The following is a 14,334-nucleotide window of genomic DNA, read 5'->3' as shown; positions in this document are numbered from 1 at the left end:
TTCCCTTTAATCTTCGTTTTTCAAAAAAAGTAGTACATGAAAGAACTGTTTACTAAAGCTATCGATATTTTGTACCTGGCCGAACAAAATGATGTGAAAATCATATTGAACGGCGATCGTCTGCAACTTCAGATCCCTGAAAATGCAACTGTCGATCCGTTGCTTATCGACGAAATCAGGGAGAATAAAGAGGCGATAATTACTTTTTTAAAACAGGATAATTGGAACGTAAAAACAAATATTGAAGGGGTTGGTAAGATAACATCTTTTGATAGAGACGCAGTTGTAAATATCCCCGTATCATTTAGTCAGGAGCGTTTATGGTTTATTGACCGTTTGCAGGGCAGTTTGCAATATCATTTATCCGAAGTGCTTTTACTGAAAGGGCATCTGGATGTGGAGGCACTGGAAAATACTTTTAAAACAATTGTTAACCGTCATGAAGTGCTTCGCACTGTGATTCGGGAAAAGGAAGGAGAGGCTTATCAGGAAATAAAAGCTGTTGACGGCTGGCGTTTAGGGCGCGAATTATCAGGCAGATACTTAAGTGGCTCCGAGCAACTAAAGGAGCGGATCAACTCACTTATTGAAAAGCCTTTTGACCTTGCCGCCGATGATATGCTTCGTGCCGATGTGATCGGGCTTGAAAATGGAATGCATGTGCTGATTATCACCATGCACCACATCGCTGGCGATGCGTGGTCGATGCCTATCCTGGTGCAGGAAATTGCCGCTTTGTACGAGGCATATTCAAAAAAACAAACACTTGAGCTGCCTGCATTGTCGCTGCAATTTGCCGATTTTGCCCTGTGGCAACGCCAGCCTCTGTATGAACAGCATCTGGAAAATAAGCTGGAGTATTGGAAGCAGAAGCTTGCAGATGTTGAACCTTTGCAATTGCCGGCAGATAATACCAGGTCGGCAGGTGTAGTTGTAAATGGAGCTACATTAACATTCAATACTGGTAATGACCTCACAGCGGCATTACATAAATTAAGCCAGCGAAACGGGGCAACATTGTATATGACCCTGCTCGCCGCTTTCAAGGTATTGCTTTACCGGTACAGCGGACAGGAAGATATTTGCGTTGGTACCTCAATAGCCGGCCGCCCGCAACAGGAGCTGGAGCAATTGATTGGTTTTTTTGTAAATACGCTTGCACTTCGTGATCAGGTAGATGGCAATGCTACGTTTAACCAGCTGCTTGCGCAGGTAAAGCAAACTGTACTTGATGCCTTTACTCACCAGGATGTACCGTTTGAGCGGGTTGTGGAAGCAACGGTAAAAGAACGGGAAGCCGGTGTTAGTCCGCTGTTTCAGGTAATGCTCGTTTTGGGCAATACCCCTGAAATACCTGCCATAACCCTTGGCGATTTGGAATTGTCAAGTTATGGTATAGAACATAAGACAGTAAAGTTCGATCTTACTTTTTTTGTAACAGAAACAAAGTATGGCTTAAAATGGGCTATACAATACAATACCGATCTGTACAACACAGCGCGTACCAGGCGCATGATTAAACATTTCGAAACCTTGCTGATTTCCATCGTATCAAACCCTGATACAGAGATTGACAAACTTAGGTTGTTAAGCCGTAAAGAGGAATTATGGCTCGTGAAAAACGGACGCAGCCATTGTGCGTACATCGCAAATGAAACTATCATTGAATTGTTTATGGCCCAGGCATTGCACAATCCTGATTGGCTGGCAGTGATGTTTGAAGGCAAGGCTTTAAGCTATCGTGAACTGCATGTTCGTTCCAATCAGCTTGCGCATCATCTGCAACGCTACGGTGTAAAGGCAGGTGCATTGGTGCCGGTTTATATGGAACGCGGTTTGGAAATGATCGTAGCCATTTTGGGAATCCTTAAATCAGGAGGTGCATATGTGCCGGTAGATACAGATTTTCCGGATGACCGGGTAAAACACATTTTGGATGATACACGGGCCGGAATTATTGTGAGCAGCAGCAAGTTTGCAGATCGGGCGGCTGCGATAACTGAGTACCAAAAGGTGCTGGAACTGGATAATATGGAGTGGGAGCTTTCCATCGAACCGGAAAGTGATCCCGAAATATTCCCGTCATCCAGCCATTTGGCCTATGTAATTTATACTTCCGGCTCAACAGGCAAACCCAAGGGCGTTTTGATTGATCATGATAGCCTGTTGGATTACGTATACGGTTTAAACGAGCGTACAAATATCAGCGAATGCGAAACCTTTGGCCTGATGTCGACAATAGCAACAGACCTCGGCAATACCGTATTGTTCAGCTCGTTGGCTTACGGTGGTACACTGCATGTTTTCTCCAAAGAAACAGTAAGCAATGTTCATCAGATTCATCATTATTTTGATCAGCACCGGATTGATTGTATCAAAATTGTACCGTCGCATTGGAAAGCCTTGTCTCCCGATACAGGTGCTCCTTTATTGCCTGCAAAACTGCTCATCTTCGGCGGTGAAACTTTACCGAAAGAGTCTGTAATACGTATAGCTCGCTACAGCAATTGCCGGGTTGTTAACCATTACGGCCCGACCGAAACTACCATTGGTAAGTTATTGTACGAGACAACCGATCAATTAATTGAAGGCTCCCGTATCCCTGTTGGCCGCCCGTTTTCAAATACTATTGTTTACGTTTTAGGTAAAGCAATGGAGCGTTGCCCCATTGGCATTCCCGGCGAACTTTACATAGGTGGCCGCGGGCTTGCACAAGGATATCATCGCCTCCCTAAATTAACCAAAGAAAAGTTTATTGCCGATCCCTATCGCAGGGAAGGGGCACGCATTTACCGTACCGGTGACCGCGTGGTTATGCGCGCCGATGGTAATATAGAATATTTGGGCCGCATTGACGATCAGGTAAAAATAAGGGGCTATAGGGTAGAGCCGGGTGAAATTGCCCTTGCGCTTGAGCATAGCAAATTTGTAAGCCATGCCGCAGTGTTAGCCATTGACGATAAACTGGGAAATAAACAACTGGTAGCTTATATTGTACCATCGGCCAAATTTGACCCTGTTGGTTTAAATATCTACCTGAAGGCGCATTTGCCCGATTATATGTTGCCTTCGCACCTTATCCAGCTTTCAGCTATTCCATTAACCGCTAACGGCAAGATAGATCGTAAAGCCTTACCTCATCCTGAAATGCAAGTGGCCGGTAAAGCATATGCGGCCCCCCGCAATGAAGCTGAAATCAAACTTTCCGAAATTTGGCAAAATATTTTGGAGATAGATGAGATCGGGATCAACGATAACTTTTTTGAACTTGGTGGCCACTCTTTATTAGCTGTAAAGTTAATAGCCGAGGTCAGAAAAGCCTTTGAACAAGACCTTTCTATCGGCGAAGTGTTTGATTATCCAACAATAGGTTCCTTGTCTTCGCGATTAGGCCGTGCGGAGCAAAATACATCAACCCATATCACTGCACAACCGCGTCCCGAACGTATTCCCCTTTCATATAGCCAGGAGCGCCTCTGGTTTATCGACCGGATGAATGGCAGTGTGCAATACCATGTACCGGCGGTATTTAATTTATCAGGTAAGTTAGATATTGATGCGCTCCAAAATACGTTTCGCGAAATTGTGAACCGTCATGAAGTATTGCGTACAGTGATTGTTGAACACGAGGGGCAAGGATATCAGTACGTAAAACCTGGGAATGCCTGGGCTTTAAAACAAACCGAAGCGAAGTATTACGAGGATCAGAATTTATCGCTTGCGCAATATATAAACCAGCAGATAGCACAGCCATTTGATTTATCGCAGGATGACCTGTTGCGTGCTGAAATAATAAAAGTTAGTGAAAATGAGTTCACGCTTATTTTAACCATGCATCATATTGCTTCGGATGGTTCTTCATCGGCAATATTGGCAAAAGAATGGCTTGAATTATATAGTGCTTTTTCAAATAACAGAAAGCCTGTACTACCTGTAATAACTATACAGTACCCTGACTATGCCATTTGGCAAAGAGCTACGCTACAAGGCGACTTACTGGCTTCGAAGCTGGCTTACTGGCAGCGGAAATTAGCCGGCGTTTCCACGCTTCAATTATCTGCCGACCGTCAGCGCCCGGCGGAACAGAGCACTAACGGAGCTTTATATGAGTTTGAAATAAATAAGGAAGTTACAGGCAATCTGCATGCGTTGAGCGTACACAACGGTGTGTCTCTTTACATGACATTGCTATCTGCATTCAATGTTTTATTATATCGTTACAGCGGGCAGGAAGATATCTGCGTAGGCAGCCCGATAGCAAACCGTAACCAGGCTGAAATAGCCGAGCTGATAGGCTTTTTTGTTAACACATTAGCTATACGGAGCCAGTTGGATGGCGATATGTCATTTACAACGCTTCTGGCACAGGTAAAGCAAACTATGCTCGAAGCCTATGAGCACCAGGATGTACCATTTGAAAAAGTGGTTGAAGCAGTGGTGAAGGATAGGGATCTGAGCAGAAGCCCGCTGTTTCAGGTTATGTTTGTATTACAGAACACAGCCCGTATACCTGAACTGCAGCTTGGTGATTTAACGTTGCAGCAAACACATGAGGCTCATCATACCGCCAAATTTGACATCACACTGTTTATCATCGAATCGGAGAACGGTTTGCGTGCCGGGCTTGAATACAATACCGATATTTATGATGAGCCAACTATCGATCGTATGGCTGGCCATTACAATCAATTGCTTAGCGCGATAGTTGATACTCCGCATGAATCTGTTGGTCGTTTGAAGATGATTGGCGAAGCTGAAAGTAATCAGCTTAAAACATTTAACGCCACAGAAGTTGATTATGCCAGAAACGGGAGTGTTATCAGTATGTTTGAAGGGCAGGCTACAAAGAATCCTGATGCAATAGCACTTGTATTTGACGGCGAAGAACTGAGTTATGGTGTCTTAAATGAACGCTCAAATCAATTAGCCCGGTATCTGCAAAAGCAGGGTGTTACTAATGAAACCCTTGTGCCTGTATGTATAGAACGCGGCTTGGGAATGATCGTTGCTATTCTCGGCATTCTGAAAGCAGGCGGCGTTTATGTGCCGGTAGATCCTGATTTCCCGCAGGATAGGATCGATTATATGATAGCCGATACAGGTGCATCCGTATTGGTGAGCAGCAGACAAAGCAGCAAACGAATTTTAAATTCAGTGGCTGTAATTGAGTTAGATGGAAAACACGAAGAGGATATAGCTAATGAAAGCAAAACGAACATTGATGTAAACATCAATGATAAACAGTTGATTTATATCCTGTATACTTCAGGTTCAACGGGGAAACCTAAAGGCGTGATGATGCCGGAGCGAAGTATGTTTAATTTGTTGAACTGGCAGGAAACGCAGTTTGAAAATAAAGACCGCAGGGTTTTACAATTTGCAGCTTACACGTTTGACGTAAGTTTCCAGGAGATATTCTCGACCCTTTGCTTTGGAAATACACTTTGCCTTATTGACGGCGACACCCGCCGTGATATGGATGCCTTGATTGACCATATTGTTAAGTATGAGCTAACACATTTGTTTTTACCTGTGGTTGTGCTCCAAAATTTAGCGGAACAGATTATTGCCGATCCGGATTTTTCATTTTCGGTTGAAGAAATTATTGTGGCCGGGGAGCAATTGAAAATCACAGATGAAGTAAGGGCTTTGATTAAGAATGTTGGAGTAAAAGTGATTAATCAGTATGGCCCTACAGAAGCACATGTAGTAAGTAGTTATACTGTTGATAATTTAGATATTTCTGTATTGCCGCCCATCGGCGCACCAGTATCAAACACGCAGCTCCATATCAGAAGTAAATCAGGTGGTTTAAGCCCAATCGGTGTACCTGGCGAGATCTGCATCGGCGGTGTTCAGGTGGCCAGAGGCTATCTGAACCAGCCGGAACTGACAAAGGAAAAGTTTATCGCAAACCCTTACAGCGAAGACCTCAACGCAAAGTTGTATAGAACTGGGGATATGGGGAGATGGTTACCGGATGGAAACATCGAATACCTTGGGAGGATAGACGACCAGGTAAAGATCAGAGGTTATAGGATAGAGCCGGGCGAGATTGAACAGGTGCTGTTGCAACAGGAAAACGTAAGGCAGGCCGTAGTGCTGGCCCGCGCAGATAAGCAAGGCGCAAAAAGACTGACTGCTTATGTGGTGATAGATGAAGCAGCCTATGATAAACAGGCGCTTCAAAACTATTTGGGCGAAAGGCTACCGGAATACATGGTGCCAGGGCTATGGGTAAGGCTGGACAGCCTGCCATTAACCCCGAACGGCAAAACAGATAAAAAGGCACTGCCGGAGGCAGAAGCCGGTCACGAGGAAAGCTATACCGCACCGGAAAGCCAAACAGAGAAACAGTTAACAAAAATCTGGGAAGAGCTGCTGGGTGTAGAAAAGATAGGAACAAAAGATAACTTCTTTGAACTTGGCGGTCATTCGCTGCTGGCTATGCGGGTGATCTCGCAGGTAAGAAGGGAACTGAATAAAGAGCTCAAGATCCGTGACCTGTTTGTATCCCCCACCATTGCAGCTTTGGCAAAACGACTGGAAGTTGAAGAATCAACAACCGAAGGAACTATACAAAAAGCAAACCCAAGACCAGAATATATCCCACTGTCGTATAGCCAGGAACGGTTATGGTTTATCGACAGGCTGGAAGGGAGCGTATCGTACCATATCTCAGCAGTGTTAAAGTTGCAGGGCAAAGTCAATACCGGAGCACTGGAAAACGCGCTGAAAACAGTAGTAGAGCGCCATGAAGTGCTGCGTACGGTGATCAGGGAACATGAAGGGCAGGGCTACCAGTATGTAAAAACCAACAACTGGACATTAAAACAAAGCGGGTCAAACGAAAGCGAGGCAGCATTGAAAGACTATCTCGCTCAAGAAACAGTAAGACCGTTTGATCTGTCGGAGGATGATATGCTGAGGGCAGAGCTGATTGCAAGGGGTGATGACGAATATGTATTACTGCTGATGCTCCACCATATTGTTGCCGATGGCTGGTCGATGCCGGTACTGGTACGGGAGTTCAGCAGGTTTTACAACGATTACGACAACAATAAAACACCGGAGCTAAAAGCACCGGAGATTCAGTATGCGGACTACGCAATCTGGCAAAGGGAATACCTTAACGGAGAGAAACTGCAAAGTAAACTGAGCTACTGGGAAGAAAAACTGGCAGGTACAGCTACATTAGAACTGCCTGCAGACCATAGGCACGCAGTCGAACCAGGAAATAAAGGTGCATTATACGAGTTTACGATAAGCAAGGATCAGGCAGCAAAGCTGCAGAAGCTGAGCCTGGAGCAGGGAGCAACACTGTACATGACACTGCTGGCCATATTTAAAGTGCTGCTTTACCGGTACAGCGGTCAGGAAGATATCTGTGTGGGAACACCGGTAGCAAATCGTGATAGAGAAGAAACAGCAGAACTGATCGGCTTTTTTGTAAACACGCTTGCGCTGAGAACGAGACTGGACGGTAATGATACATTTACGGCATTATTAAGCAAAGTAAAACAAACCACGCTGGAAGCTTACGGTCACCAGGAAGTACCGTTTGAAAAAGTAGTAGAAGCGGTAGTCAAAGAAAGGGATTTGAACCGGGGCCCGCTGTTCCAGGTGATGTTTGCGCTGCAGAATACGGCCGTTATCCCGGCACTTGAACTGGGTGATATTAAAATCAGTAGCGAAAAGCCCGGCGAGCAGTCAAGTAAATACGACCTGAGTTATAATGCAGAGGAAAGCAAAGAGGGGATCAAGATCGTAGCGGAATATAATCCCGATTTTTATGAAGCAGGAACCATTGCAAGAATGGCAGGGCACTATGTGGAGCTGATAACATCGATAATCAACGAACCTGATAATACTCCTATCAGTAAACTGCAATTGCTAAGCAAAGCAGAAGCGGGGCAATTAAAGGCATTCAACGAAACGTCAATAGCATATCCAAGAGAAGAGAATATTATCAGCCTTTTCGAGGCACAGGCAAAAGCTACACCGGAAGCTACGGCACTGGTATTCGAAAACGAAACAGTAAGCTATCAAACGCTGAGTGAGCAATCGAACCGGATAGCGCACTATTTACAAGCACAAGGCGTAACCCAAGAAACGCTTGTAGCGATTTGCATAGAGCGCGGACCCAACATGATAACCGGCATCCTGGGTATTCTGAAAGCCGGGGGAGCCTATGTACCGGTTGATTTGGATTACCCGAAAGAGCGGATCAGTTATATCCTGGAGGATACCAAAGCCAGCATTGTGCTGAGCAGCAGTACAGGAAAAGCACATATAGCTAATACAACTGCTCAGGTTATCGAATTAGATAACAACGAGGAAATTGCAAACCAAAGCGGTGAAAACCAGAACATCACGATTGAACCAAAGCAGTTGGCATACATCATGTATACCTCGGGCTCAACAGGCAAACCTAAAGGTGTCATGGTGGAGCACCAAAGTATCTCCAATTACTGTACAGGTTTTATAAACTACTTCGGGATCACAGCGGAAGATAAAGTACTGCAGCAGTCATCAGTATCCTTTGATACGATGTGCGAGGAAGTTTATCCGGCACTGCTCAGCGGCGCAAAAGTAGTGATCGTAAAAGAAGGTGGTAAAGATGCAGATGATATCATCCACCTGATTTCAAAAGAGTCGGTAACGATATTAAGCGCCACACCTACGGTAATAGCCTATTTGAACAGTCAAAAGGGTAATAACAAGCTCAATACAAACAGTCTGCGCTATATTATCAGCGGCGGCGAACTCTTGCAGCCGGGCTTCATAGATAAGCTGTACGCGGACACAGTAATAGTAAACAGCTATGGCCCGACCGAAAGTACGGTATGTGCCAGCTATTATACCATAGAAGACATCAACAAAGCTGCATTGATCGGTATGCCTGTATCGAACACACAAATCCACGTAAGGAGTGTTTCAGGAGAGTTAAACCCGATAGGTGTACCGGGTGAGATCTGCATCGGTGGGGTACAGGTAGCCAGGGGATATTTGAACCAACCTGAACTGACGAAAGAGAAGTTCATCACAGACCCATACAGCGAAGAGCCCAACGCGAGGCTGTACAGGACTGGCGACTTGGGCAGATGGCTGCCAGACGGTAATATTGAATATTTAGGCCGGATAGACGAGCAGGTGAAGATCAGGGGTTACCGGATCGAACCTGGCGAGATAGAACAGGTGCTGCTGCAAAACGAAAACGTAAGACAGGCAGTAGTATTGGCGAGAGCAGATAAGCAGGGCACGAAAAGATTGACTGCCTACGTGGTCATGGATGAAAAATCCTACGACAAACAGGAGCTTCAAAACTACCTTGGTGAAAGGTTGCCGGAATACATGGTGCCGAGGTTATGGGTAAACTTACAAAGGATACCACTGACACCCAATGGTAAAACAGATAAAAAGGCATTGCCTGATGCAGAAGCAGGGCATGAAGAAAGCTATACCGCACCGGAAACAAGGGCAGAAAGGCAACTGGCCAAGATATGGGAAGAGTTGTTGGGTGTAGAAAAGATCAGCACAAAAGATAATTTCTTTGAGCTGGGCGGCCATTCGCTGCTGGCCATGCGGGTTATCTCGCAGGTAAGAAGGGAGCTGAACAAAGAGCTGAAGATCCGCGATTTGTTTTTTTACCCGACTATTGCCGATTTGGCAAAACAACTGGAAGAAGAAAGCGTAACATCAGCGGGTGGTACGATTGAAAAAGTAAACCCTCGGCCTGAATATATCCCGTTGTCCTACAGCCAGGAAAGGTTATGGTTTATTGACAGATTAGAGGGCAGCGTGCAATACCATATACCTGCATTGCTGAAACTTGAGGGTAATGTAAATATAATCGCCCTTGAAAATGCCCTGAAAGAAGTCATGAACCGTCATGAAGTTTTGCGTTCGGTGATCAGGGAGCATGAAGGACGGGGCTATCAACATGTTAAAGAAAACAACTGGCGGTTAAAACTATCAGCGAAAGAAGAATCAGAACTTACGGATTATATTACTAAAGAAACATTAAGACCATTCGATTTGTCGCAAGACGATATGCTCCGTGCAGAGCTGATTGCAACAGGAACTGATGAATATCTATTGCTATTGGTACTTCATCATGTTGCAGCGGATGGTTGGTCAATGCCTGTACTGGTATCAGAGTTCAGTAAGTTGTACGGCAGTTACAACAATAACGAAATGCCGGAACTAAAAAGCCCTGAGATCCAATATGCAGATTATGCGATCTGGCAAAGGGAATACCTTGATGCAGACAGGCTTCAAAACAAATTAAACTACTGGGAACAAAAGTTAGCAGGTTTAACTACGCTTGAGCTGCCAACTGACTATATTCGTCCTGTCGTACAAAGCGGCCGGGGGGCGGTGTATGAGTTTACTATAGGAAAAGAACAAGCAACAAAACTGCAAAAGTTAAGCCTTGAACGGGGGGCAACGCTGTATATGACACTGTTAACCATATTTAAAGTGTTATTATACCGTTACAGCGGCCAAAAAGATATCTGTGTAGGTGCACCAGTAGCCAACCGCGACAGGGAAGAAACAGCAGATTTGATAGGCTTTTTTGTAAATACACTGGCGTTAAGGACAGAGATAGATGGCAAAGAGGCATTTACAGAACTATTATCCAAAGTAAAACAAACCACTCTTGAAGCTTATAGCCACCAGGAAGTGCCGTTTGAAAAAATAGTAGAAGTAGTAGCGAAAGAAAGGGATTTGAGCAGGAGTCCACTGTTTCAGGTAATGTTTGTATTGCAGAATACAGGAGCGATCCCTATGCTCGAATTAGGTGATATCAAAATCACGGGAGAAAGGGTAGGTAGCCAGTCGAGCAAATATGATCTGAGCTATAATGCCGAAGAAACTAAAGACGGGATCAGGATCGTAACCGAATACAACACCGACCTTTATGAGGCAGCGACTATTGCAAGATTGGCAGGGCATTATGCAGAGCTGATCAACTCAGTAACTGGAGAACCATCAACTGTAATTAACAAACTGCAACTGCTTAGCAAAGCAGAAGAACAGGAATTAAAAGCGTTCAACGAAACAACAGCAACCTATCCGAAAGAAGCAAACATTATTAGCCTGTTTGAGGCACAGGTGACAGAAACGCCAACTGCAACCGCGATCATATTCGAAGATGAAAGGGTAACTTATCAACAATTAAACGAGGAATCAAATAAGGTTGCGAACTACCTGAAACAACAAGGTGCTGGCAAAGAATCGCTGGTAGCAATCTGCATTGAGCGCGGTATCAATATGATGGCGGGCATTTTGGGTGTCCTGAAAACGGGTGCAGCTTACGTGCCGGTTGATATCGAATATCCCAAAGAGCGGATCGGTTATATCCTTAACGATACAAAAGCACCAATTGTATTAAGCAGCAGTACAGGTAAGGTAAACCTGGCGGATGTAAATGCTCATGTTATCCAACTGGATAATAACGAGGAAATACAAGCACAAAGCTTAGGAAATCTAAATATTACTATCAATCCAAATCAGCTGGCCTATGTGATCTATACTTCAGGTTCAACTGGCAAACCTAAAGGCGTGATGGTGGAACATGGCAACCTGATCAATTATCTCGTAAATAACATAACGAAATATATCGGCGATAGTCATAACAAATCGGGTACGTTTACGCATCTGTCTTATACGTTTGATGCCTCGGTTACAGGTTTGTTTATGCCATTGATTAATGGCAGGTTGATGGTGATTGCAGGTACAAAATATGATAACGTATTTGAAGATGCCAACCTGTTAAAATATGCGCCATATGAATTTATAAAAATTACTCCAGCCCATATCAGCTTGCTAAAGGAAGCTATATCCATTGAAGACAGGAACAAACTTGCCGACAGATTGGTAATTGGCGGAGAAGCGCTTTGGCTTAACCATTTTGACGGATATCATACCGGCGAATGTGATACAGAAATCATAAATGAATATGGCCCTACGGAAGCTACAGTAGGTTGCAGCGTTTATAGTTTTAAACTTTCGGACAGTCTTTCTGATATTCCGTTGGCTATCCCTATCGGTAGGCCAATCTCGAATACGCAGTTGTATGTATTGAATGAAGAGGGAGATCAGCAGCCTATAGGAGTAAAGGGAGAGCTTTACATCGGTGGTGCAGGCATAGCACGTGGTTACTTGAATAATGCGGATTTAACTGCAGCTAAGTTTATTGAAAATCCGTTTAAAGCAGGCGGTTGCCTTTACCGTACCGGAGATATTGCACGCTGGCTGGCCGATGGAAACCTGGAATACCTCGGTCGCGCAGACGACCAGGTAAAGATCCGCGGCTATAGGATAGAACCGGGAGAGATCGAAAATGTGCTGTTGCAAAACCCTGATGTGACGAAGGCCGTAGTACTTGCCCGGGCCGATCAACAAGGCATTAAACGCCTGATAGCCTATGTAGTAGTGGATAAAGCTATTTATGATAAGCAGCAATTACAGCAATATCTTCAGGAACGTTTACCAGAATATATGGTGCCGCGACTTTGGGTAAGAATGGAAAGTTTGCCATTAACAGTGAATGGTAAAATAGATAAAAAAGCGTTACCTGAAGCAGAAATAAACAGTACAATACCAGAAACCTACGTTGCACCGCGCAATCAAACTGAAGAGCAACTGGTACAGATCTGGCAGGAGCTTTTAAGCCTGGATGGTATAGGTGTTTATGATAATTTCTTTGAGCTCGGCGGAGACTCTATCTTAACGATACAGGTAGTGAGCAGGGCACGTAAATATGGTATAGAAATTCAGCCCAGGGATATATTTTATCACCAGGTGATAGCACGTCTGGCCGAAGCTGTACAGAAAAATGGTGTTAATAAAATCAAAACCGAACAGGGTGTTTTAAGCGGAGAGGCAGGTTTATTGCCTGTTCAGCAGTGGTATCTTGAAAAAAACGAAACAGAGATCTCACATTATAATCAAGCCGTTTTATTATCTATAGATAAAAATATCAGCGTCGATACCTTGCAAATGTGTTTTGATGTTTTGGTTTCCCATCATGATGCTTTAAGGTTGCAATACACCGATATCAATGGTAATTGGGTGCAACGCTACGGTACGATGCAGGTAAATGTGCAGGTAGAAGATCTGACCGATATACAGGATTTAAATGCCGGCATAAGTGCATACACAAACGAATATCAGCGCAGTTTATCAATTACCGATGGCAGGCTGATCAATGTGGTGCTAATGAAAATGCCAGCCACTGCAACAAGAAACCGGCTTTCTGTTGTTATTCATCATTTGGCAGTTGACGGCGTATCATTAAGGATTATCTTAAATGACTTAAACATCCTGCTTGACAATATCGGCACAGGCGAACGGCTTGATTTAGGTGCAAAAGGCAGCTCATACAGGCAATGGCATCAGGCCTTAACTCAATACAGCCAAAGCGGAAGATTGCTGACACAACAGAAATACTGGGAGCAGATTGCAAGTAGCTATGAATCTTTACCGGTTGATACAACTTTTATCGGTAAAGCTCAAATGGGCGACATGGCTAATATCCGTGTAAAACTTAATGCCGATTATACCACACTTTTGATGCGTGAAGTGCCAAAGGTATACCATACAGAGATAAATGACTTATTACTGGCGGCCCTGTCCGCCACTTTATGCAGCTGGACTGGTAAACAACAGGTAGTAATAGGACTTGAAGGGCATGGCCGCGAACCAATAACAGATGAAGTTGATGTTAGTAATACCATGGGCTGGTTTACCAGTCTATACCCCGTAAAACTCCGGGCCGAAACAGATGCAGATAAATTGATAAAAGCAGTTAAGGAAGATTTAAGAAAAGTAGCTGATAAAGGCCTGGGTTTTGGAGTATTAAAATACATCAACAAGGCCGATGGTTTGCAGGGAAATGATCCGTGGGATATCATGTTCAATTACCTGGGGCAGTTTGACCAGGCAGTAAGCGTGGGCAATTGGTTTAATTATGCTGAAGAAAATAGTGGAGAAGCGATAAACAAAAGTCAGTTTTCGCCGGTTAAAATCACTATAAATAGTTATATTATTGCCGGGGAATTGATAATAAACTGGAGTTTTAGTAACAGGCATTATATTGAAACAACAATTAATGATTTGTCGCTAAAGTACATAACCTACCTGTCACAATTAATAAATCATTGTTTGGAACAAGCTAAATCAAAAGTAATATTTACACCCGCCGACTACGGCTTAGGGGCCGAGATAAATTATCAGGAATTGGATAAATTTCTGGATGATAACGATACGGATAGCATCATGAGTTTTTAAGTAACAGGTTTTATGGAAATAGGTGAATTTTTATTA

General features: G+C 44.0%; 1 protein-coding gene. It reads left to right on the top strand.

Annotation, left to right across the window (positions count from 1 at the left end):
* Positions 1-36 precede the first annotated feature (36 nt).
* Entirely contained in the window at positions 37-14,298 is a 14,262-nt protein-coding gene (locus BMX50_RS09910; RefSeq protein WP_091210374.1) for a non-ribosomal peptide synthetase, read from the top strand.
* The last annotated feature ends 36 nt before the right edge of the window (positions 14,299-14,334 follow it).

It is taken from the genome of Mucilaginibacter gossypiicola (genome assembly GCF_900110105.1).
Lineage (GTDB): Bacteria > Bacteroidota > Bacteroidia > Sphingobacteriales > Sphingobacteriaceae > Mucilaginibacter > Mucilaginibacter gossypiicola.
This window is presented reverse-complemented; position numbering and strand designations above follow the sequence as displayed.

Bases quoted from the DNA above. Each gene is read 5' to 3' on its own strand.
- BMX50_RS09910 (WP_091210374.1), top strand. From the start codon at position 37: ATGAAAGAACTGTTTACTAAAGCTATCGATATTTTGTACCTGGCCGAA.